Origin of the sequence: Phyllobacterium sp. 22552 (assembly GCF_052044585.1) — a bacterium.
In the GTDB taxonomy this organism is placed as follows: Bacteria; Pseudomonadota; Alphaproteobacteria; order Rhizobiales; family Rhizobiaceae; genus Phyllobacterium; species Phyllobacterium ifriqiyense.
Genome location: NZ_JBQENG010000002.1, coordinates 238,275 through 258,992 on the forward strand (window position 1 = coordinate 238,275; position 20,718 = coordinate 258,992).

A 20,718-nucleotide genomic window follows, 5' to 3' on the forward strand; every position below is an offset into this window, starting at 1 on the left:
ATTTGGAGGACCTGTCATGGATAAGCAATCTCGTTCAAAACTTGGGATAAATACGAGACTTGCACATGGCGGCTATGATCCCACCGACTATCATGGTTTCGTCAACCCGCCGGTCGTGCATGCTTCAACCGTGCTGTTTCCGGACGCGCAGACCATGGCAACGGGCAATCAGCCCTACACATATGCCACCCACGGAACACCGACCACAGACGCGCTTTGCCGCGCTATCGACGAGCTTGAGGGATCGGCTGGCACGCTGCTCGTTCCATCCGGCCTATTGGCGGTAACGCTGCCACTTTTGGCCTTCCTTTCGCCGGGTGATCATCTTCTGATGGTCGATAGTTGCTACGGCAATACACATTATTTTTGCAACACAACGTTGAAAAGACTGGGTGTTGAAGTCGAATATTACGATCCGCTCATCGGTGCCGGCATTGAAAAGCTGATTAAGCCAAACACCAAAGTGGTCTTCACCGAATCGCCCGGCTCAAACACGTTCGAGATGCAGGATATTCCGGCAATTGCCGAAAAGGCACACGCAGCCGGGGCCGTGGTTATGATGGACAATACCTGGGCAACACCGATTCATTTCAAGGCCTTGGACTATGGCGTTGATATTTCGATTCACGCCGTGACCAAATATCCCTCCGGCCATGCGGATATTTTAATGGGCACAGTCTCCGCCAATGAAAAACACTTCAAGACATTGGAGCAGACCTATACGGCGCTGGGTCTATGCGTCAGTGGTGATGATGCCTATCAGGTTCTGCGCGGCTTGCGGACCATGGGGCTGCGGATGGAACGGCACGCAGAAAATGCGCTGGCAATTGCCGAATGGCTGGAAAAGCAGGATGGCGTTCTGGAAGTTCTGCATCCGGCCCTGCCAAGTCATGCGGGACACGAAATTTACAAGCGCGACTTTACGGGCGGCGGCGGCGTTTTTTCGATTGTCATTGAGGGCGGCAAGGCACAGGCGCACGCTTTTCTGGATGCGCTTGAGATATTCGGCCTGGGCTATTCATGGGGCGGTTTTGCAAGTCTGGCTGTTCATGTCCGGCTCAACGACAGGCAGATCACCGGCAAGAACTATGCAGGGACCGTTATCCGGTTGCAGATCGGATTGGAAGACAAGGAAGATTTGATTGCCGATATTGCCAAAGGATTAGCAGCCGCGCGCGCCGCATAACCCGAAGTTGATTTCAATGTGATGAGTAACGGCTGTTATCAAACAGCGCCACTATCATTTAGATGAAAGACTGAATCATGACTTTGAAACTCATCCGAAATGCTGCCCTCATCTGCCTCGTCGCTTTTGCCTCGCCTGCTTTGGCGCAGGAGCATAGCGGGCACGAGGCCATGAAACAGGATTCCATGAAGGCGCAGAAGGGTGATCAGTCCCCCTCCTCAAAAGCGTTCGTGGAAGCCAATACGAAAATGCACAAGGATATGGCCATCGAGTTCACAGGCAATGCCGATAAGGATTTCGTTCGCGGAATGATTGCCCACCACCAAGGTGCGATCGACATGGCAAAGGTTGAACTCGAATATGGCAAGGACGCCGAAATCCGCAAGCTGGCCGAAACGATCATCGCCGCTCAAGAAGGCGAAATCAAAGATATGAAGGCCTGGCTGGAGAAAAATGGCGGCTAATAGCTGATCCTTTCAGCGACATAAGAAAACACCCGCTGGTCTGGATTGACCGGCGGGTGTTTTTACGCAAACTGTCGGTTAGCCTATTGGCGTATTTCATTGCTTGCAGCGCGCTTCTGCAGGCAGAGTTCCCAAAGGCTGTAGGCGGCATCGGCATAAGTCGATGTACCGGCTTTGAATTCGGCTGAACGCAAAGGCAAAAGATCCTCCACGACAGCCAGTGTGCGCGCTGGGAGTATATCCGTACAGGTTCCCAAACGCCGGAACACAGTGCTGATAGCAACCTGTCTCTCATTGACGTCTATTACGGGTTCGTCCCTGCCGAGTTCCCAGTCTTCCAAGGCGTCAATCGCGTCCTGAAAGGCGTTATGCAAGATGATAGGCGCATGGCCTTCATGAAGTGGGTGCAGCAAACCAGGCATTCCTGTCTCCTCACTTTTGTGTTGCACTGCCGGGGGCTCCCGGAAACAGAATCATACGTGCGACATGCCATGGACCGCAAGCCAAAACTGTTAATCCATACTTATTCAATCGAGTTTTTTAATTAAATCAAACGATAGCACTGGGCTTACTGTTCATTATTAATCTGCACTCTTATTTAATTTTGCCAAAAGCCTAATATTATTGAGTTTTCCTTCTCGACCCGCCAAATAATTCAATCGTTTAGACTGAGTGTGACGATGTTTAAAGAAATGCGGGGGCTTTATACTCTTGAGTTGACGGGTAAGCATCTGACCCAGCGAAGGATCAACCAGTGGCTTTCCGCTGCGGGATCGATTTATGCACCAAGCGAAGATGGTGTTTCCGGCACATACGCAACCATAACTGGTAATTTGATGCAGATTACCCGCGTTTCGCCTTGCCAAAACAAACTCATTGCCCCATTCATGTCCCGCTGCCCACCATCGAGGATATTGGCATATGAGAACGAGGCTCTTTCCAGTAATCATGTTCACCGCCCTGCTTGCAGGTTGCGGGAATATCCAGGGACAGCTTGATAACGAGAAAATTTCGTCGCTGCGCTATGACACGGTTCAATGCCCGGCCCTGATTGCACAGCGCAGCCAGGCCATGGCGGAAGTCAGCCGCCTTACCAATGGCCAAGGCTATCAGGACCCGGACGTGATTGTCGGTCTTGGTCCCGTCCTGCCGGATTATCGTACCGAAAATCAGAAAAAGGCCGGAGCGCTGCAAGGTCAGATTGAGTCGATGAGCCGTTCGATTGATCGCAGAAAGTGCGGAGCGCCAGCCTAAAGCTTCCCAGCCGTGTCTGCCTATACCGCTATCACAGCATGTTGAATGTATCGGCAGGCGCTGATCGATCCCTTATGTCAAAATTTATTGTGCCAATAATTAATTGGGCGTATTCTGCTTCTTCGGGTGGAGAGTACCGGCTTAAACCGGCTAATATTTACTCTTCTTCAGGGAGTGACAAACATGGGAGAAGTGACCCTTCATACGCCCCATAATGCAAGCTGCGCGACCCCACAAATATTGCAGAAGGTTCGCTCGGAAATGCCTACCAAGCCGGCTAGCAGCAATAAGCTGTCGGATATATTGAAACGCGCCAAAGGTGGTTTCACTCACCGGCGTTTCAAGCAGCATTCTAAATAATTATAGGTGCTTGTGGCGCATACGCTTCAAGGAGCATTGTGATATATTATAGAAGCGTGCGCTGTGCGGCTTGGTTTGCGCGGCGCATCTTTCTATTTCGACGTATTTGTTAGCTGTAATACCTACGGATAGGCAGCTTGAAGCCATGATGGACGAGGGTGACAAAGAAAAAGACGATTATGCGCCCTACCTGACGCCGGTTTGGGGCTATCTCATTCTTTTTCTTATTATCATCCCCATCGTATTATATCTGGGCCACCAATATGGCGGATACTGGAATTCTTTTAATCAGCCCTAACCTTTCGGTCAGCGCTTTGGTGTATATTCCGGAACGGTATCGTCCTCGCCAAAAAGCAACTTTTGCGGATCGTCCTGGAAGTTTGTAACGCCCCTCTCAATACGCTCAACAGCACGACGGCTTTCAGAAATTACTTTCTGGGCGTTGCGGAGCTTGTCACCGGTCAGAGTGTCAAGATTGCCTGCAATCGCTTGCAGGCGCGCATCCAGTTCCTTTGCCTGTTTCTGATAATCCTCAAGTTTGCCGCGTATTTCGCTGACCATGCTGTCCTTGTCATTGGAAAGCTGTTTATCAACCTTTAGCAAAGTCTCATCGACCTTCGTCGAAGCCTTGTTGACGCGCGAAATTACATCGCGTGCATCATGCATTGTTGTTTCCAGCTTTTGCGCCTTGCGGCCATATTCATCAATGGTTTCAGTGCTGCTGGCCAAATCTTCGGAAAAAGCCTTGGCGCTGCGAACGCTTTCAAGTAATGGGCCCCTCGCCTGTTCTATGTAGCGCTCGGTAACGTCAGTTGCCTTGTCCACACGCTCGATCCAGTCCTGCGCGGTCTGGACAAGCGTTTTCAACGAACTTGGATCGACATCGACGCGTGCAACCGTGTCCTCCTTGGCAGCTTCTTCAAGCAGCTTTGGCTCATAGGACTTGCCTCCGGTTAGCTCGATACGTGCAGCGCCAGCAAGTATTTCGAAAGCCAAGGTTGCCACTGTCGAGCGGGTGATCGGCGTCGTGGAAGCAATTTCAGTCTGAACGATAACCGCATCAGGATTTTCCTGATCAATAAAAAGCCTGCTTACCCCACCAACTTTCAGGCCATTGAAGAAAACCGGGCTTTTGACGGTAAGACCAGTCACAGAGCCTGGAACTCTGATTTCAAGCGTGCTCGTATCGCGCCGCTCGCCATAACGGCCGATCCAGTAAAAGAACCCCGCCGCCAGAAGCGCCACCACGACCGTAAAGACCGCCACGATAAAGTAATTGGCTTTGGTTTCCATGGATTATCTGGCAACTCCGTCATTCATCGGTCAGCATTACCGCTTTAAGCCGCGGCAAATCAATGGCGAAGGACCACCGAGCGCTTTCTTGCTCAAATAGAATCGTTCTGCCGGAGAGCTTGCGCACCCTGTTGAAGACTTCAATTCTCCCGATACCGATAAGTTCCGACATGGCAACGCTGGTGGTTTTGCGAACAGGAAGCGTTGTGGCTGGCTCAATTTTATGTTGATGGCGGGCAAGAATGAGGTCACCATGTTCTGACGTATGGGGGATAGATGATGACAAGTTTGACGATTTTGGCTTTCGCATTGGTGGCGTTCATAGGCATAGCCACGCCGGGGCCGACAGTATTACTGGCACTGACCAACGGTTCGCGCTACGGCCTTCGAACGGCAAGCGTGGGCATGGTGGGAGCAGTTCTTTCAGACTTCGTGCTCATCGGGGCAGTGGCCCTTGGCTTGGGCGCGCTTTTGGCTGCATCCGAGTTCTGGTTTTCCGTGGTCAAATGGATAGGCGTTGGATACCTGACCTTCCTCGGGATCATGCTTTTGCGGTCTAGAGGAACGCTCGAGGTTACGAATTCGCATAGGGAGGCTGGCGGAGGCCCCTCTTCCCGCTCGGTACTCCTCAAGAGCTTCTTTGTCGCTATTACCAATCCCAAGGGTTACCTGTTCTTTTCGGCGTTCCTGCCTCAATTCGTTGTGCTTGATCAGCCCCAATTTCCACAATATCTGGCGCTGGCACTGACCTTTGCAATGATCGACGCCATTGTCATGTTTGGCTATGCACTGCTTGGGTCACGCGCGGTCAAGCTGTTGAAGCAATCAGGCGCATTGTGGCTGGACCGGATTTGTGGCGGCGCATTGCTGGCCCTTGCCGGGTCTCTCGCCTTCTACCGACGCGCAAGCTGACGCGAAACGCCGTTTTCATGGTACTTCATAAAGGCGATTCCTGGGGAATGCGCTCTATAGCGCAGCAAGGCAAGGCGGCAGGACATTGTGAAAATGGGGTCAAATAAACCTCGACATGGAATGCATACAATTTTAAGTATTATGACAACAGCTTTCACCTCGCCTTGATATTCATCAAGGTACCCAGGAGGAAATTGTCATATCGAGGTGGGCGGGAGATCTGCGTTCGCAGGCAGACCGGTGCAATGACATCAATATCCGTGTCATGCGCAGAATCGATTATATTGGATAATGGATTTTCTCGGAGCCGTTATATGGGAATTATGCATAGCGAGTTTGTTGAAAGACTGAGAAAAGCCGTCCGGGAACACGAGGAGCGGATTATCCGTTTGGAAAGCGGCCAAGAAAAAGTATTTCGATCGTCTCGCGACGGGCAAAAAGAAGATATATCTTTACAGACAGCAGATCATTATCGGCGGCTATCGCATCATTTACGAGAAATAATATCGCGGCACGATCAGAAAAACGGCCTTATTGCCGAGCCCAAAGAAACCTGAACATCCATAAATATTGAATTTTGAAGAAGTGGCGATCCCGACTGGATTCGAACCAGTGACCGTCGGCTTAGAAGGCCGGTGCTCTATCCAGCTGAGCTACGGGACCAATCTGTTGTAAATCAATGCGTCCAAGGCTGCATGCGGTCGAATCGGAAGTTCTCCGAATAGGATACAACGCGACGGCGTGCTTCCTTCGGTTCCTGCACCGAATAGGCAATGCCATTCTTTTGGGCGTAAGCTATTGCCTCATCCTTGGTTTCAAAGGAAAGGCGGATCTGGCTCTTCATATCGCCCGATGAGGTATAACCCATAAGCGGCTCAACCTTACGTGGTTGTTCCGGCTCAAACTCAAGCATCCAGGCCTCGGTTTTGGCCTTGCCGGACTGCATTGCGGTTTTTGCGGGGCGATAAATGCGCGCGGCCATTGAAGAAATCCTTTTGTCTGCAATTCCGATATATTACAGGCTTTGCTTCAGTTCCAGCAGCAATCGTCGTTGAAGTGGTCGGAGCGGAGAGATTCGAACTCCCGACCCTCTGGTCCCAAACCAGATGCGCTACCAGGCTGCGCTACGCTCCGTGTTCTTCAACGGTTGCCTGACTAGAGTTTCCGGAGACGAGAAGCAAGCTATAAATTCAACAAATCCAATAAAAAACTGAACCGTGCCGGAACGTCGCAGGTTTGACAGCGGTTTTGGCAGCGCTCAGAGGTCGAAAGCCGCCTGCCCTTCGTCCAATGCTGTAACGACCCCCGCCGCCAGAGCGCGGGTTATCTTGGATTTTTTCTCAAGGGCGGCACGGTCGAGTCGCTCCACCACCCGATTCGCGGTCGAGAGCGACCGTTCAATGTGGCTGACCAGGAAACCAATGACATTCGGGTCCACGGCAATCTGGCGATCTGCGAAAAGCTTATAGAGTACGCCGGAGAGCAGCAGATCATCCGGCTCGCCAATCTCGACGGTGGTAGCAGCCTTCAGGCGCGATGCAAGATCCGGCAGGGTTACTGGCCAATTTGCCGGCCAGATGCGCGAGGTCATCAAAAGACTGCTGCCGCTTTGTCGGACATTATTGATCAAATGGAACAAAGCGGACTCATCGATTGGTCCTGTTCCTATATCATCGATCAAAAAAGGCCCGGTTTGACCAGCGGCGGCAGCGATATTGCGCGCATCGATGACCATTGCGTTCGATTCCGCCTTCCAGACAGCTGCAAGATGGGTTTTACCGGAGCCTGTCGGGCCCGCCAGTATGACGACCGGTGAAATCCAGTTTGGCCATCGATCCACAATGTCGACAGCGGCCATGTTGGTGCCGGAAACAATGAGATCGTCGCGGGAGTAGCCTGGCTCGTGACCAAGGTCCAGCGGCAGTTGGCGGGGCTTTGTCGTGTCATTCATGGCGCGAACAAATACAACCTAGCTCGGCGCACTGTCACCTGATTTGTTTTGTCTCGTCGGTTTTGCGGAAATCGCCTGTGTAGAGCGGGGATTGCTGATAACGATTGATGACAAACCGCACCAGCACACCAATAGCGGCGGCAGTTGGTACGGCAATCAGCATGCCTGTGAACCCCATGAGCGAGCCGAAGGCAAAAAGCGCAAACATCAGCCAGACAGGATGCAAACCAACAGACTGACCAACCAGCTTTGGCTGCAGGATATTGCCTTCGATGAACTGGCCGATACCAAATGCGATCGCGACACCGACGATACCGCCCCATTCCGGCCAGAACTGCACCAAGGCCACGCAGAGGGCCAATACCAGGCCAACCAGCGATCCAACATAGGGTATGAAGCTGATGAGGCCTGCGAAAAGCCCGATGAGCAGGCCGAAATTAAGACCAACAACAGTAAGGCCGACTGCGTAAATCATCCCGAGCAGCAGACAGACGGTGCCCTGCCCGCGCACAAAACCGGCAATAGCCTTGTTCATGTCAGTGGCGATGCCGCGCACTGTATAGAGGTGATCGCGGGGCACCAGCTGGTCGATCTTCGAAACCATGCGATCCCAGTCAAGCAGCATGTAAAACGCCACCACAGGCGTCACCACGAAGAGTGCAACAACATCAATGAGCGTCTTGCCCGAACTCCAGATCGATTGCAGCAAGGTAGTGAGGAAGCCAGCACCCTGCTGAAGCAGCGAATCGAGGCTGTTGCGAATAACGGAAGCATCAACGCCTATGAAATCCTTGAGCCACTGCGAATCCCGGCTGGCGATCAGCTCCTGGAGCCGCGAGACATAACTTGGCAGCCGCGCGATGAAATCGCTCATCTGCGATGCCAGGACGGGCACGAGAATGATCAGCAATACCGTGAACGTGACAATGAAGAGGACAAGGATAACAACGGTTGCAAGCAGACGCGACAGACCGAGGCGCTGTAACCTGTCAGCGACGGGATCAAGAAAGTAAGCCAACACCATGCCAGCAACGAACGGCAACAGGATTGAGGAAAATACAAATAGGAACAGCGCAAACACGACCATCGCAGCAGTCCAGAAAACGGCCTGACGACGGAAACTGCTGGTAAGTGAATTTAGCTGCACCTCGACATGGATATCCTTGTCGGGAATCTCCACGGGAACGGGAGGTTTTTTTGTCGTTACAGCCTTGCCCGGAGTCTTGCTCATAACCGCCATTCTCGTTGTTCAGTCTGGAGATAGGCAGTCAGTAGAGGTGCGGTCAAGGCTCTAACTGTCAATAAGTGGCGTTTTATAGCCCCTTGCGGCACTCAGACCTTGCAGCTTGGGCAGAGTCGTGTCATTTCGCGGGCAATAATCTGGAGTTGACCATGAGCACCGAAGAACAGCCCGGCAAGAATGGCCTTACCTATGCGCAGGCCGGTGTCGACATCGATGCAGGCAATTTGCTTGTCGAAAAAATCAAGCCGCTGGTGCGTTCAACACGCCGCCCGGGCGCAGATGGCGAAATCGGCGGCTTTGGCGGTCTTTTCGATCTAAAGGCCGCGGGTTTCAAGGACCCTGTACTGGTTGCAGCCAATGATGGCGTGGGCACGAAGCTCAAGATCGCCATTGATGCGGGTGTTCATGACACTGTGGGGATAGATCTCGTCGCAATGTGCGTCAACGATCTGGTCGTACAGGGAGCCGAACCGCTTTTCTTCCTCGACTATTTTGCCACGGGCAAGCTCGATCCCGATCAGGGCGCAGCCATTGTTGGCGGTATAGCTGAAGGCTGCCTGCAAGCTGGATGCGCGTTGATTGGTGGTGAAACGGCGGAAATGCCGGGCATGTACCGCGATGGCGACTATGATCTTGCAGGCTTTGCTGTTGGCGCGGCCGAGCGCAACCAGCTTTTGCCGACCGGCGATATAGAAGAAGGCGATATTATACTCGGCCTCGCCTCTTCCGGCGTTCACTCCAACGGCTTTTCCCTGGTGCGGCGCATTGTTGAGCTTTCCGGTCTTGGTTGGGATGCAGATGCACCATTCGAAACCGGCAAGACGCTGGGACAGGCACTGCTGACGCCAACGCGCATCTACGTGAAAGCGCTGCTTGCAGCGATCCGCGAGACCAATGCGATCAAGGCGCTGGCGCATATTACCGGTGGCGGTTTTCCAGATAATATCCCACGCGTGCTGCCGAAGAATCTGACGGCGAGCATCGATCTTTCTGCGATTAACGTGCCTGCGGTATTTTCATGGCTGGCAAAGACCGGCGGCGTGGAACGCGATGAGATGCTGCGCACATTCAATTGTGGCATCGGCATGATAGTCGTGGTTTCGCCGGAACATGCCGATACTGTATTGGCCGCATTGAACGCACAAGGCGAAAAGACAGTACGGCTAGGCACAATGATTGCACGCACTGATAGCGGCGTTGTTTATCAGGGCTCATTGGCGTTGTGATCCAGGGCGCTGTGACCAAGAAACGCGTTGCAGTGCTGATTTCCGGGCGTGGCTCCAATATGAGCGCGCTTATGGAGGCAGCCAAACATGACGACTATCCGGCGGAAATCGTTGCGGTCATCGCCAACAAGGCGGATGCTGGTGGGCTGGAAACGGCCCGGGCAGAAGGCATCCCTGCAATTGCCATTCCTCACCGCGACTATGCGTCCAAGAGCGAGCATGAAGCAGCTGTCTGCGCAGCGCTTGTCGAAGCCAAAGCGGATATTGTCTGTCTGGCAGGCTATATGCGGATTATCTCACCCGAATTTGTCGCGCAATGGGAAGGGAAGATGCTCAACATTCACCCTTCTTTGCTGCCACTCTTCAAGGGCCTGCATACGCATGAGCAGGCGCTTGAAGCAGGCGTGCGCGTGCATGGCTGTACGGTGCATTTCGTCACTGCCGGTATGGATGACGGCCCAATCATTGCCCAGACCGCAGTGCCTGTGAAAACCGGCGATACACCGGATATGCTTGCTAAGCGTGTGCTTTCCGTAGAGCACGAGACCTATACCCGCGCGTTGGCGCTGGTTGCACAAGGCAAGGCCGTGATGAAAGATGGGCGGACGGTTTTTAGCGATTAGAAGACCAAAGCTCTGTAGCAGGGCCTTATGTCGCCGCCTTCACCCAAACTTTGTTGTCATGAAACGCCGCGCCGCCATAGGGTGCTGGTGCATCGGCGCCAGTGAGCACATTGATCCCTTCGCCGCGCTCAAAGGACGAATTGGCGAAGATTCCTTCTGAAATCACCACGCCGCGTTTTGTCAAAGGTTGAACACGCGCGTGAAGAATGACTTCACCGCGAACATTGCCAACTTCCACACGGTCGCCCTCATGAATGCCGAGCATTTCCGCATCTTCCGGATGGATCAATAATTCAGGCCTGCGTTCCTTTTGAAGGGATGTCGGCGTTTCGGCAAAAGTCGAGTTGAGAAAATTATGCGCGGGCGATGTCGCCAGGCGGAACGGATGTTTCTCGTCGGCCAGCTCGATAGATTGGAAATAATCGGGCCATTGCGGCAAGGTTTGATATGGCCCTTGCGGTCCCATGGATTGGGGTGGCCTGTTTGGCGATAGCGTTCCGGTCCAGTCAGGCTTGAAGCGGAATTTCCCATCGGGCCAGCTGAAACCATTCTGATAATGCGCCGTTTCAAAATCCGGCTGCATATCGAGCCAGCGCAATTTCTCGAGCATATCAAAGCCCGGCAGATTGCTGGAATGCATCATATTATCGATCAACGTCTTTTCGTCGAGGCCAAAGCCGGGGAGATCGCCAACGCCAAGACGATTAGCCAATTCATTGATAACAAACAGATTTGGGCGCGCTTCACCGGGTCCGTCAATCAGCTTTGGGCCAAGCACAATGTGCTGCTGGCCGCCGCCGCGATAAATATCGTCATGCTCCATGAACATGGTCGCAGGCAGTACAACATCCGCCAGCTTCGCAGTGTCGGTCATGAATTGCTCATGCACAGCCATGAAGAAATCGTCGCGCAGCATGCCTTGACGTACCAGACGCTGCTCCGGGGCGACATTGGCCGGATTGGTATTTTGGACAAGCATCGCCATGACGGGCGGACCACCATAAAGCGCGCTCGGATCGCCGGTCAGCGCAGCGCCAATACGGCTTTGATCAATATGGCGGATGGAAGGGTCGGCAAAGGCGCGGCCTTCAATCTCCCGCTTGTCCATGCTGTAAATGCCGCCATTCGAATAAAATGCGCCGCCGCCTTCATATTTCCATGCGCCAGTAACAACCGGAATTGACAAGGCAGCATGCATGTTAACGGAACCGTTACGTTGCCGGGTGAAGCCAAAGCCTAGCCGGAAGAAGGTCTTCTTGGTCGTTCCAACAAGTCTGGCAAATTCTTCAATTTCAGCGACTGCAAGCCCTGTGATGGCTGCCGCCCATTCGGGCCCGCGGCTTTGCAAATGACGCTCCAGACCTTTTGGATCATCTGTATAAGCGTTTAGATAGTCCCAATCCGCCATGCCATCGCGGAACAGAATGTGCATGACTGCGCATGCCAAGGCACCATCTGTGCCGGGTTTCAGCACAAGACCAAGATCAGCCTGCCGAACCGTTGCAGTTTCATAAATATCGATGGCAACGATCTTCGCACCGCGATCCTTGCGGGCACGGACGGCATGGGTCATGACATTGACCTGCGTTGCCGCAGCGTTCGTACCCCATATAACCACGCAATCGGATTTCGCCATCTCGCGCGGATCGACACCGGCTAGCTTCCCCGTTCCGGCATAAAATCCGGTCGTCGCGAGATTGGTGCAAATACTGTCGAATGTGTTGGTGTATTTCTTGGCGTGGCGAAGCCGGTGTACACTGTCGCGTTGTACCAGCCCCATTGTTCCAGCATAAATATAGGGCCAGATGCTTTCCGAGCCGTATTCGGTTTCAGCTTTGAGGAAGCGCTCCGCAATCAGATCAAGCGCTGCTTCCCAACTTGCCTCTTTCCAGATGCCCTCACCTTTTGCACCGCTGCGAACCAGCGGCTTCAACAGGCGATCCGGATGATGAATGCGCTCGGCATAACGTGCAACCTTGGCGCAGATTACGCCAGCCGTATAGCTGTTGTCCTTTGCACCGCGCACACGTCCAATCATGCCTGAATCGAGTATCTCGATATCAAGAGCGCAGGTTGACGGGCAATCATGAGGGCATGCGGAATGCCCTGTACGAAGAAGGACTGGTTTGTTCATAGCCCTAGGCATAGCGCAAAAATTCAACGACAGAAATGCAGCTTTTTGTCTTGGTGACAAACTTGCAATCACAGTGCGCGGATTTGGTGTAAATCAGGCAATCCGCATTACGGCGGCACCCGCAGCGATGAACGCCACTGCGGCGAGACGCTTGGAGCCGATTCGCTCTTTCAGGATAAATGCAGAAATGGCGACTGCGAAGAGAATCGAGGTTTCCCGCAATGCCGCCACCGCAGCAACCGGGGCCATGGTCATTGCCCAAAGAGCGAGGCCATAAGAACCGAGTGTACCGACACCGCCGATTGTTGCCAGGCGGGTACGTTTGACAAAATGCGGCCAGAGCTCGCCGCGCCGCATGATAAGCGTCCAAACCAGAAGTGGAACAGCATTCAACACGAATACCCACATTGTATAGGCGGCGGGCGCACCGGAATGGCGTACGCCCAAGCCATCAATCAACGTATAGGACGCAATGACGACTGCGTTGACCAAGGCGAGAATAGTTGTGGCGCGATTTGCCCCTACGCGACGGCGCGACTCCAATGCGAGCGCAAGAACACCGGCGCAAATCAGGGCTATTCCTATCCATTTTTGCAAGGAAAGAACTTCCCCAACCAAAGGTCCGCTGGCAAGTGCAACGATCAAGGGAGCGGTGCCACGCATGATAGGATAGGCCTGGCTCATATCACCGCTGCGATAGGCAGCGGCAACCAGCGCAAGATAAATAACCTGTGCAACGCCTGACGCCGCCAAAAATGGCCAGCTTTCCGGTGCGGGGGCAGGCAAAAACGGCAGGCAGACAGCTGCTATCAATCCTGCCGAGGTGACAACCACGACTGTATTGAGAAATTTGTCGCCCTCGGATTTGACGACGGCGTTCCAGCTTGCATGCATGAGCGCTGCAAAAAGCACAACGAGGACTACAGTTCCGGACATTGATGCATCTACCTGCCGGCATGCTGCGGAATGGAGCATGCTGATCTGCTCTATGACAGAACCATGAAGGCCAGCAAGTCGTATAATTTCAACTTTAACATCAACCATCTTGCGAGAGCGCGAACATCATGAAACAAGCGGCGCATGAACTATCGTCACGCCTATCATGCCGGCAATTTCGCCGATGTGGTCAAACACGTCATCCTGACGCGGATTGTCCTTTATCTGCAACGCAAGGAACAGGCGTTTCGTGTGATGGACACGCATGCGGGCATTGGCCGATATGATTTGAAGGGCACGGAAGCTGGCAAGACCAGCGAATGGGTAAACGGTGTCGGGCGGCTTATGGGAGCCAAGCTCGATCCACAGGTAGCCGAATTGCTGGCGCCCTATCTTGATATTATCCGCGCCGAGAATGTCGATGGCCAGATGCGCCATTATCCCGGCAGTCCGCTTATTGTACGGCATTTGCTGCGCAAACAGGACAGGCTTTCAGCACTGGAGCTGCACCCTCAGGATGCAAAACTGCTGGCAGAGGTTTTTGAAGGCGATTTTCAAACCCGTGTCACCGAGCTTGATGGCTGGCTGGCGCTTGGAGCCCATCTTCCGCCCAAGGAAAAGCGAGGATTGGTGCTGATCGACCCTCCCTTCGAGGTTGGCGGCGAATTCGACCGCCTGGTTGAGGGGCTGGCGCGGGCGCATAAGCGCTTTTCGGGCGGCACATTTGCATTGTGGTATCCTGTAAAAGATATCCAGCAGCTGCGACGCTTTACGGACATGCTGGCGGATACTGGTATTCCCAAGATATTGCGAACCGAGCTGATGATTCGAGCGCCGTCAGCAGAACCGCGACTCGACGGAACGGGGATGATCATCGTCAATCCGCCCTTTACACTGGAAGCTGAGTTGCAAACCATCCTTCCGGCGTTGTCAAAAATCCTCAGTGATGAACCGAATGCGGGGTTCAGGGTCGATTGGATAAGGGGTGAGCAAGTTGACGCTTGACCTGACGCTATCCCTGGTTGAAATTGCACACATAAAATATGTCCCGGAGAATATATCCATGTCACGCTTCTCGTCATTGATTGCTGCAAGCTTCGCCGTTGGTGTTGCCCTGTCATCTGCCGCCCCTGCCATGGCCGCAGATTACGTCGAAGGCCCGGCTCAAAGCTATGACGAGACCTGCGGACAGGCCCGCGTGCTTAACCGCATCGTCAACAAATTTTCTTATCAGGTAAGGCATGTTCCAAACCTGCCGCAGGTTGGTATCGACAATTTTACCGATGTGCAGCAGACACGCCACGAACCCAGTGCTGATCCTGAAATGGATGCAGTTGAACGGCATTATTGCCGCGCTACGGCTCATCTTTCCGACGGAAGCCAGCAGCCTGTCTGGTATCTCGTGGAGCACGGTCAAGGGTTTGTCGGGGTTGGAGACAATGTCGAATTCTGTCTTGCCGGTTTTGATCGCTGGCATGTTTATAGCGGAAGCTGCCGTACACTGCGCTGATTGAATTCAGCTGATGCCAGCTGGAAAGATTGCCCGCTATCTTCTGTTTGCGGCGCTGATCGGCATCAGTATTCTGACCTATTTGCGAGAACAGGACGTTCCGGCACCTCGCCCTGCAACGCAGGATAGGGAGAATGTGCCAGCCAGCCAGTTGCCCAAACAGCCTTCGGGCGAGAAATTGGCGACGGGAAGCGGATTTGATTTTTATGTTCTCGCGCTCTCCTGGTCTCCAAGCTATTGCGCGGCAGAAGGCGACCGCGCTAATGGGCAGCAATGCGCCTCCGGCAGACCTTATGGTTTTGTAGTTCACGGACTTTGGCCGCAATATGAACAGGGGTTTCCGCAGGATTGCGATAACTCGCAACCTCGCAATGTACCTTTTGCCCAAGCCAAGCAGCTCTCCGATATAATGCCTTCGACAGGCCTCGTCACTTATCAGTGGCGCAAGCACGGCTCTTGCAGCGGTCTGACGCAACGCGATTATTTTGCAACGATGCGTCAGGCAATGCAGCGGGTTTCCATTCCCTCCGCATATCGCCAACCAAGCCAGCGCAGCCCGATTAACCCGCTAGTGCTTGAACAGGCTTTTACAGCCGCCAATCCGGGTATGCAGAAAGATGGCATAGCAGTGACCTGCGATCGTGATTATTTGCGGGAGGTGCGCATCTGCCTGACAAGGGATCTGAATTTCCGTTCCTGCCCGCAGGTCGATAGGTCCTCGTGCCGTAGACGCGCTGTTGATATGCCGGGAGCGTTTTAGCTTGCACTAATGTTCTTGCATGGTTCGCCCTTCGACAAGGTATGTTTTGAAAAGAAAACACGCTTGCCGTCTTGCAACTCACTTTATCAATGCGCGCTTTTCATAATCCCACACGAAGTTTACCGTTTCACATCGAGTCGCAAAATCGGAGTTCATCGTGACTAAAGTTCTTTATTCACCCGCATCGCCCTATAGTACCAAGGTGCGTATGGCGGCGCATTATGCGGATATTCCGCTTGAAACCGTTCTCGTTGACAGCAATGCTCAACCGCCGGAATTGGTCAATGCCAATCCGCTTGGTAAAATTCCAACCCTGATCCTCGATGATGGCAAGGCGATTTTCGATAGCCGCGTCATTACGCAATATCTCAATCGCCTTTCCGGCAACAAGCTCTTCCCGCGCAACGCGGAAAAACGCCTTGAGGCAGAGCAGCTTGAGTCTATCGCCGATGGACTTTGTGATGTTTTGCTGGCGCATGTTTATGAGCGCCGTTTCCGCCCAGAAGAAAAAATCTACGAGCCGTGGCTGGATCGCCAATGGGTCAAGGCAGTGCGTGTGCTTGATGTTTTGAACGCGGCACCTCCCCGTCTTGGCAAGAAACTGCATGGCGGCCATATCGCGTTGGCGGCAGCCCTCGCCTATGCAAGCTTGCGGTTCGAAGGAAAATGGGAAAAGGGGCGCTCTAAACTGACACGCTGGCAAAAGCGATTCGAGGAATTGCATCCCGAACTGGCGGCATTGTTGCCGAAGTAATTTTGCGGAAGGCCTGAAACGAAAAAAGCCGGACAGTCTCCTGTCCGGCTTTTTTCGTTAAATCACCCTGGTATTAGAACTTGTAGCCAACACCCAGACGAATTTCATTCGTTGTGATCTTGTTCGATACATCGTCGATACCACCGAGATCGTAGTTCTTCTTGCCGAAATCGGTGTAACGATATTCAGCACGGCCAACGATATTTTCAGTGATTTTGGCTTCTGCACCAACACCGGCTGTCCAGCCGACATGTGTCTTGGAATCGCTGCCATCAGGACCGCTAAGCTTGCCTTCAGTCATGGCAACACCGCCTGTACCGTAAAGCAGGACCGGATCAAGAGCGACACCGGCGCGGGCACGTACTGAACCCTCTACGCCCTGCTTGGCTCTATAACCAAAACTGCGTTCCTTGGCACCGGAGTAACCAACGTCGCCTTCAACACCGTAAACAAACTGGCCATTCTGAAGGTTGTAACCGCCGTAAACGCCGCCCTTCATGCCATCGGCATCAAGCTTGCCTTCGGATGTCTTGTTCTTGTTCCAGCCATAGCCGCCATAAGCACCGACGTAAGCACCATCCCAGCCGCCAACTGGCTGTTCAAACGGTGCAGCCTCAGGAGCTGGCGCCTGTTCGACGATAGCATCAGCAGCGAGAACCGGGGCGGAGAGCGTAAGCACAGCCGCCGAAGCGAGGATCATTGTTTTAAGAGTGCGCATCGCAATCTCCTTTTTAAACTCTATTTACACGCAGCGGGCCTTTGGTCGGGGGGGAAACCAAAATTACGTCCGCTTGACGAGAATGACATTCGCTCTTCAATGTGGCGGGACTCGTGCCGGACTGTGAAAAGAAACTGTCAGGAAAATGGCCGAAATGCGATGTGGTTTTTCAGCAACAATTAGAATTTCCCTGCAAATTCAATCATTTATAAATAAGCTTACAAAATAGAAATCGCACACTATTTGAATCAAATTTCATTCAAAGTCATACAATATTGCCGGTCAATATAGTATACTTAACACTTGCTTAAGATTTACATTGGACTTGGCGATAATGATGATTTTCTGTCTCTATCAGAGTTTTCCGTGTTTGATTTCCAATCCGCGTTAAAGTTCGACTAGAACTGTTCATTGCTGACGTTAGCCCCTCGCGCTTTATCGGGCTCATGCCTATATTTAGCGTTGAATCACCCCATGAAGGAGAAAACTGTGACGCTTGATCGACCGATTGCCCTTGTAACTGGTGGTGCCAAGCGCATCGGCAAGGCAATTGTTGAAGATTTGGCCGGTCACGGGTTTGCTGTTGCAATTCACAGCAACCATTCACGCGCTGAGGGTGAGGCCCTACTTGCCGCAATCGAGAGCAAAGGCGGCAAGGGTTGCGTTGTTGAAGCTGACCTAACTGATAGCGACGCAACAAGGCGGCTTGTTTCCCAGGTGCAGCACGAGCTTGGGCCGGTACAGCTTCTGGTCAACAACGCTTCGGTTTTTCAGGAAGACGCAATTGGCAATCTCGCAGATGATGTTGTTTGGAACAACCACTTTGCGGTGCATGTGAAGGCGCCGGTGCTGCTTGCGGACGCCGTTGCCTCGTTGCTGCCCGATGGACAGGATGGGCTGATTGTTAATATTATTGACCAGCGCGTCTGGAAACTGACCCCAAAATTCCTGTCATATACTTTGTCGAAGAGCGCCCTATGGACTGCTACCCAAACGCTGGCGCAGGCATTGGCTCCCCGTCTTCGCGTCAATGCGATTGGACCTGGACCGACCATGCCGAGCGACCGACAGGACCAGCATGATTTCAATCAACAAGTCAGCAGCCTCCTTTTGGAGCGAGGCCCGGACCTTTCAGAATTTGGCCGTACCATTCGTTATCTTTGGGAGACACGCTCCATTACGGGGCAAATGGTCGCCCTTGATGGCGGACAGCACCTGGCCTGGAAAACCGCCGATGCGACGGGAATCGCAGAATGATCGCACCGGCAAAACAAGCGACTAACCTCGAACGGGACGACCTCGATTTCGACATGGCGGAAAACACTGACGAAACGGCCAGAGTGGCCAATGAACCGGTGCGGAACGTTGCAGCGCTGATTAGCGCTATCGAATGGGATTCAGCAATTGTCAGCGACGGCAATAGTGGCGCCGATGTCATTGCCGAACTTGTCAAACGCCTGCCCAACAAACCTGGCGTCTATCGCATGTTCAATGAAGCAGGCGACGTGCTTTATGTTGGCAAAGCACACAGTCTGAAAAAACGCGTTTCGAACTATGCACGTGGACAGGGCCACAATAATCGCATTGCGCGCATGATCCGCGAAACCATGAAAATGGAGTTCGTGGTTACCCGTACCGAGACGGAAGCCCTGCTGCTGGAAGCGAATCTTATCAAGCGCTTGCGTCCGCGCTTTAACGTGCTGATGCGCGATGACAAGTCGTTTCCCTATATTTTGCTGACAGCGCCAAAACCGGGAGAGCGGCGCATTGCCCCCGGCATTTTCAAGCATCGCGGTGCGCGGTCGAGCAAGGGAGACTATTTCGGCCCATTCGCTTCTGCCGGTGCAGTGGGCAGAACAATCACCGCGCTACAGCGTGCCTTTCTGCTGCGCACTTGCACGGATTCATTTTATGAGAACCGCACGCGCCCCTGCCTGCTCTACCAGATCAAGCGTTGCTCTGGCCCTTGTACCGGCGAAATTGACGAGCGCGATTATGATGAGCTCGTTGCCGAGACGAAGGCGTTTCTTTCGGGCAAGAGTCAGGCGGTGAAGACGCATCTTTCAAATGCGATGCGGGATGCCTCTGCCGATCTCGATTTCGAACGGGCAGCAATCTATCGGGACAGGCTTTCGGCCCTATCCCATGTGCAATCCCATTCAGGCATCAATCCGCAAGGTGTCGAGGAAGCAGATGTCTTTGCGATCTACCAGGATGGCGGCGTCACCTGCATTCAAGTGTTCTTTTTCCGCACCGGGCAAAACTGGGGTAATCGCGCTTATTACCCCAAGGCGGATTCATCCTTGTCTGGTGCGGAAGTTCTGGGGGCATTTCTGTCGCAGTTCTATGATGACAAGCCCTGCCCTTCAATGATCCTGCTTTCCGAAGTAGTGGAGGATCAGGAATTACTGGGAGTTGCGCTGACAGCCAAATCCGAACGCAAGGTCACGATCCTTGTTCCACAACGCGGCGAAAAGAAAGATCTGGTCGAGCATGCCTTGAGCAATGCGCGAGAAGCTCTAGGGCGGCAATTGGCAGAAACATCGTCGCAATCGCGCTTGCTCAAAGGTGTAGCGGAGACATTCGGACTGGAAAAGACGCCGCGCCGCATCGAGGTCTATGATAATTCCCACATTATGGGCACCAATGCGATAGGCGCCATGATTGTTGCCGGACCCGAGGGTTTCGTCAAAAACCAGTATCGGAAATTCAATATCCGCTCGACAGATATTACGCCCGGCGATGATTTCGGCATGATGCGTGAAGTGATTGAGCGCCGCTTCAGCCGATTGGTCAAAGAACATGGCTCGCCCGAAAACAAGGATATGCCGGCACAAGACGTCGAAATCGATGAATTCGATGATGATTCAGATGCCTTCCCGGCTTGGCCCGATATTATTCTCATCGACGGCGGGCAAGGTCAGATGACCGCGGTGCGCGGTATCCTCAACGAAATGGGTCTTACCGACAAGGTCACTGCCATTGGTGTGGCGAAGGGCGTGGACCGCGATGCGGGCCGCGAGCGCTTCTTCATGGAAGGCAAACCAGCCTTTACCCTGCCCCCGCGCGATCCGGTACTATATTTCCTCCAGCGGCTGCGTGACGAAGCCCATCGATTCGCGATTGGCACGCACAGAGCGAAGCGCAAAAAAGAGATGATAAAGAACCCGCTCGACGAAATTGCAGGCATCGGACCATCACGCAAACGCGCGCTGCTGCATCAATTTGGTACTGCCAAGGCCGTTTCCCGGGCTGCTGTCGAAGATTTGATGAAGGTCGACGGTATATCTGAAGCGATGGCTATTACAATTCGCGATCATTTCCGTACATAGGAAGGAAACTGGTCGGAGCGAACTTTGCTCTGCTATCAGACATAATTGCGCCTGACTTGGCC

Annotated in this window: 23 protein-coding genes and 2 tRNA genes; 14 read left to right on the forward strand and 11 right to left on the reverse strand. The window is 53.2% G+C overall.

What is annotated here, in order from left to right:
- The first annotated feature begins 16 nt into the window (after nt 1–16).
- The gene (locus ACTJI9_RS05265) at nt 17–1,186 is read left to right on the forward strand and encodes a cystathionine beta-lyase (protein ID WP_115051754.1); all 1,170 of its coding nucleotides are present in this window, start codon (nt 17–19) and stop codon (nt 1,184–1,186) included.
- Between the two features lie 77 nt (nt 1,187–1,263).
- Nucleotides 1,264–1,650 carry a CopM family metallochaperone gene (gene copM / locus ACTJI9_RS05270; protein WP_354344873.1) on the forward strand — a complete coding sequence of 129 codons (387 nt, stop codon included), beginning with the start codon at nt 1,264–1,266 and terminating at the stop codon, nt 1,648–1,650.
- Between the two features lie 83 nt (nt 1,651–1,733).
- Here the strand turns inward: copM and ACTJI9_RS05275 are convergent, their stop codons facing one another.
- Entirely contained in the window at nt 1,734–2,072 is a 339-nt protein-coding gene (locus ACTJI9_RS05275; RefSeq protein ID WP_115051756.1) for a hypothetical protein, read from the reverse strand.
- Nucleotides 2,073–2,571: 499 nt separating this feature from the next.
- On the opposite strand from ACTJI9_RS05275, the gene ACTJI9_RS05280 reads away from it, so the two are divergent.
- Together ACTJI9_RS05280 and ACTJI9_RS05285 are read left to right on the forward strand one after the other, a co-directional pair.
- Nucleotides 2,572–2,904, forward strand: a complete 333-nt coding sequence (locus ACTJI9_RS05280) for a hypothetical protein (protein WP_162802409.1) — start codon at nt 2,572–2,574, stop codon at nt 2,902–2,904.
- 505 nt (nt 2,905–3,409) lie between these two features.
- A complete protein-coding gene (locus ACTJI9_RS05285) occupies nt 3,410–3,562 on the forward strand; it encodes a hypothetical protein (RefSeq protein ID WP_162802410.1) in 153 nt (50 codons plus the stop codon).
- An 8-nt stretch (nt 3,563–3,570) separates the two neighbouring features.
- Here ACTJI9_RS05285 and ACTJI9_RS05290 read toward each other — a convergent pair whose 3' ends face one another.
- Nucleotides 3,571–4,557: an MlaD family protein gene (locus tag ACTJI9_RS05290; protein WP_307284109.1), complete on the reverse strand. Its 987-nt coding sequence runs from the start codon at nt 4,555–4,557 to the stop codon at nt 3,571–3,573.
- A 19-nt stretch (nt 4,558–4,576) separates the two neighbouring features.
- Entirely contained in the window at nt 4,577–4,843 is a 267-nt protein-coding gene (locus ACTJI9_RS05295) for a hypothetical protein (RefSeq protein WP_440806479.1), read from the reverse strand.
- Between ACTJI9_RS05295 and ACTJI9_RS05300 the strand changes: the two genes are divergently transcribed.
- On the forward strand, nt 4,837–5,469 hold the full coding sequence (locus tag ACTJI9_RS05300) for a LysE family transporter (protein ID WP_115051759.1): 633 nt from the start codon (nt 4,837–4,839) through the stop codon (nt 5,467–5,469). The genes ACTJI9_RS05295 and ACTJI9_RS05300 overlap by 7 nt on opposite strands.
- A 314-nt stretch (nt 5,470–5,783) precedes the next feature.
- Nucleotides 5,784–6,026: a hypothetical protein gene (locus tag ACTJI9_RS05305; RefSeq protein ID WP_115051760.1), complete on the forward strand. Its 243-nt coding sequence runs from the start codon at nt 5,784–5,786 to the stop codon at nt 6,024–6,026.
- Nucleotides 6,027–6,055: 29 nt separating this feature from the next.
- Here ACTJI9_RS05305 and ACTJI9_RS05310 read toward each other — a convergent pair.
- From ACTJI9_RS05310 to ACTJI9_RS05330, 5 genes are all read right to left on the reverse strand, one after another.
- Nucleotides 6,056–6,132: transfer RNA gene (locus ACTJI9_RS05310), tRNA-Arg, on the reverse strand.
- A gap of 13 nt (nt 6,133–6,145) precedes the next feature.
- Complete coding sequence (locus ACTJI9_RS05315) at nt 6,146–6,451, reverse strand: ETC complex I subunit (RefSeq protein WP_440806481.1); 306 nt, start codon at nt 6,449–6,451, stop codon at nt 6,146–6,148.
- A 75-nt stretch (nt 6,452–6,526) separates the two neighbouring features.
- Nucleotides 6,527–6,603, reverse strand: a tRNA-Pro gene (locus tag ACTJI9_RS05320).
- A gap of 124 nt (nt 6,604–6,727) precedes the next feature.
- A complete protein-coding gene (gene hdaA, locus ACTJI9_RS05325) occupies nt 6,728–7,420 on the reverse strand; it encodes a DnaA regulatory inactivator HdaA (RefSeq protein WP_115051762.1) in 693 nt (230 codons plus the stop codon).
- A 34-nt stretch (nt 7,421–7,454) separates the two neighbouring features.
- A complete protein-coding gene (locus ACTJI9_RS05330) occupies nt 7,455–8,660 on the reverse strand; it encodes an AI-2E family transporter (protein ID WP_440806483.1) in 1,206 nt (401 codons plus the stop codon).
- Between the two features lie 152 nt (nt 8,661–8,812).
- On the opposite strand from ACTJI9_RS05330, the gene purM reads away from it, so the two are divergent.
- Both purM and purN read left to right on the forward strand, forming a co-directional pair.
- The gene (gene purM / locus ACTJI9_RS05335; RefSeq protein ID WP_440806485.1) at nt 8,813–9,889 is read left to right on the forward strand and encodes a phosphoribosylformylglycinamidine cyclo-ligase; all 1,077 of its coding nucleotides are present in this window, start codon (nt 8,813–8,815) and stop codon (nt 9,887–9,889) included.
- Nucleotides 9,890–9,900: 11 nt separating this feature from the next.
- Nucleotides 9,901–10,512 (forward strand): phosphoribosylglycinamide formyltransferase, encoded by a 612-nt coding sequence (gene purN / locus ACTJI9_RS05340; protein ID WP_440806488.1) that lies wholly within the window; start codon nt 9,901–9,903, stop codon nt 10,510–10,512.
- Between the two features lie 25 nt (nt 10,513–10,537).
- Here the strand turns inward: purN and ACTJI9_RS05345 are convergent, their stop codons facing one another.
- Together ACTJI9_RS05345 and ACTJI9_RS05350 are read right to left on the reverse strand one after the other, a co-directional pair.
- The gene (locus ACTJI9_RS05345; RefSeq protein ID WP_440806490.1) at nt 10,538–12,646 is read right to left on the reverse strand and encodes a molybdopterin oxidoreductase family protein; all 2,109 of its coding nucleotides are present in this window, start codon (nt 12,644–12,646) and stop codon (nt 10,538–10,540) included.
- 93 nt (nt 12,647–12,739) lie between these two features.
- Entirely contained in the window at nt 12,740–13,582 is an 843-nt protein-coding gene (locus ACTJI9_RS05350; RefSeq protein ID WP_440806930.1) for an EamA family transporter, read from the reverse strand.
- A gap of 144 nt (nt 13,583–13,726) precedes the next feature.
- On the opposite strand from ACTJI9_RS05350, the gene ACTJI9_RS05355 reads away from it, so the two are divergent.
- From ACTJI9_RS05355 to ACTJI9_RS05370, 4 genes are all read left to right on the forward strand, one after another.
- A complete protein-coding gene (locus tag ACTJI9_RS05355) occupies nt 13,727–14,587 on the forward strand; it encodes a 23S rRNA (adenine(2030)-N(6))-methyltransferase RlmJ (protein ID WP_440806492.1) in 861 nt (286 codons plus the stop codon).
- A gap of 58 nt (nt 14,588–14,645) precedes the next feature.
- A complete protein-coding gene (locus ACTJI9_RS05360) occupies nt 14,646–15,092 on the forward strand; it encodes a hypothetical protein (protein WP_307286481.1) in 447 nt (148 codons plus the stop codon).
- A 13-nt stretch (nt 15,093–15,105) separates the two neighbouring features.
- Nucleotides 15,106–15,852, forward strand: a complete 747-nt coding sequence (locus ACTJI9_RS05365; protein ID WP_336441907.1) for a ribonuclease T2 family protein — start codon at nt 15,106–15,108, stop codon at nt 15,850–15,852.
- A gap of 157 nt (nt 15,853–16,009) precedes the next feature.
- Nucleotides 16,010–16,606: a glutathione S-transferase N-terminal domain-containing protein gene (locus ACTJI9_RS05370; protein WP_440806495.1), complete on the forward strand. Its 597-nt coding sequence runs from the start codon at nt 16,010–16,012 to the stop codon at nt 16,604–16,606.
- Between the two features lie 73 nt (nt 16,607–16,679).
- Here ACTJI9_RS05370 and ACTJI9_RS05375 read toward each other — a convergent pair whose 3' ends face one another.
- Nucleotides 16,680–17,324, reverse strand: coding sequence for an outer membrane protein (locus ACTJI9_RS05375; protein WP_307284073.1), 645 nt, complete (start codon nt 17,322–17,324; stop codon nt 16,680–16,682).
- Nucleotides 17,325–17,798: 474 nt separating this feature from the next.
- Between ACTJI9_RS05375 and ACTJI9_RS05380 the strand changes: the two genes are divergently transcribed.
- Both ACTJI9_RS05380 and uvrC read left to right on the forward strand, forming a co-directional pair.
- Nucleotides 17,799–18,581 (forward strand): SDR family oxidoreductase, encoded by a 783-nt coding sequence (locus tag ACTJI9_RS05380; protein ID WP_440806496.1) that lies wholly within the window; start codon nt 17,799–17,801, stop codon nt 18,579–18,581.
- Nucleotides 18,578–20,656, forward strand: a complete 2,079-nt coding sequence (uvrC, locus tag ACTJI9_RS05385) for an excinuclease ABC subunit UvrC (RefSeq protein WP_440806498.1) — start codon at nt 18,578–18,580, stop codon at nt 20,654–20,656. Before ACTJI9_RS05380 ends, uvrC begins: the two co-directional genes overlap by 4 nt.
- Nucleotides 20,657–20,718: the final 62 nt, after the last annotated feature.

Bases quoted from the DNA above. Each gene is read 5' to 3' on its own strand.
- ACTJI9_RS05330 (WP_440806483.1), bottom strand. From the start codon at position 8,660: ATGGCGGTTATGAGCAAGACTCCGGGCAAGGCTGTAACGACAAAAAAA.
- copM (WP_354344873.1), top strand. From the start codon at position 1,264: ATGACTTTGAAACTCATCCGAAATGCTGCCCTCATCTGCCTCGTCGCT.
- ACTJI9_RS05365 (WP_336441907.1), top strand. From the start codon at position 15,106: ATGCCAGCTGGAAAGATTGCCCGCTATCTTCTGTTTGCGGCGCTGATC.
- hdaA (WP_115051762.1), bottom strand. From the start codon at position 7,420: ATGAATGACACGACAAAGCCCCGCCAACTGCCGCTGGACCTTGGTCAC.
- ACTJI9_RS05345 (WP_440806490.1), bottom strand. From the start codon at position 12,646: ATGAACAAACCAGTCCTTCTTCGTACAGGGCATTCCGCATGCCCTCAT.
- ACTJI9_RS05315 (WP_440806481.1), bottom strand. From the start codon at position 6,451: ATGGCCGCGCGCATTTATCGCCCCGCAAAAACCGCAATGCAGTCCGGC.
- ACTJI9_RS05300 (WP_115051759.1), top strand. From the start codon at position 4,837: ATGACAAGTTTGACGATTTTGGCTTTCGCATTGGTGGCGTTCATAGGC.
- ACTJI9_RS05275 (WP_115051756.1), bottom strand. From the start codon at position 2,072: ATGCCTGGTTTGCTGCACCCACTTCATGAAGGCCATGCGCCTATCATC.
- ACTJI9_RS05360 (WP_307286481.1), top strand. From the start codon at position 14,646: ATGTCACGCTTCTCGTCATTGATTGCTGCAAGCTTCGCCGTTGGTGTT.
- ACTJI9_RS05265 (WP_115051754.1), top strand. From the start codon at position 17: ATGGATAAGCAATCTCGTTCAAAACTTGGGATAAATACGAGACTTGCA.
- ACTJI9_RS05350 (WP_440806930.1), bottom strand. From the start codon at position 13,582: ATGTCCGGAACTGTAGTCCTCGTTGTGCTTTTTGCAGCGCTCATGCAT.
- purM (WP_440806485.1), top strand. From the start codon at position 8,813: ATGAGCACCGAAGAACAGCCCGGCAAGAATGGCCTTACCTATGCGCAG.
- ACTJI9_RS05280 (WP_162802409.1), top strand. From the start codon at position 2,572: ATGAGAACGAGGCTCTTTCCAGTAATCATGTTCACCGCCCTGCTTGCA.
- ACTJI9_RS05355 (WP_440806492.1), top strand. From the start codon at position 13,727: ATGAACTATCGTCACGCCTATCATGCCGGCAATTTCGCCGATGTGGTC.
- ACTJI9_RS05285 (WP_162802410.1), top strand. From the start codon at position 3,410: ATGATGGACGAGGGTGACAAAGAAAAAGACGATTATGCGCCCTACCTG.
- ACTJI9_RS05375 (WP_307284073.1), bottom strand. From the start codon at position 17,324: ATGCGCACTCTTAAAACAATGATCCTCGCTTCGGCGGCTGTGCTTACG.
- ACTJI9_RS05380 (WP_440806496.1), top strand. From the start codon at position 17,799: ATGAAGGAGAAAACTGTGACGCTTGATCGACCGATTGCCCTTGTAACT.
- ACTJI9_RS05305 (WP_115051760.1), top strand. From the start codon at position 5,784: ATGGGAATTATGCATAGCGAGTTTGTTGAAAGACTGAGAAAAGCCGTC.
- ACTJI9_RS05290 (WP_307284109.1), bottom strand. From the start codon at position 4,557: ATGGAAACCAAAGCCAATTACTTTATCGTGGCGGTCTTTACGGTCGTG.
- uvrC (WP_440806498.1), top strand. From the start codon at position 18,578: ATGATCGCACCGGCAAAACAAGCGACTAACCTCGAACGGGACGACCTC.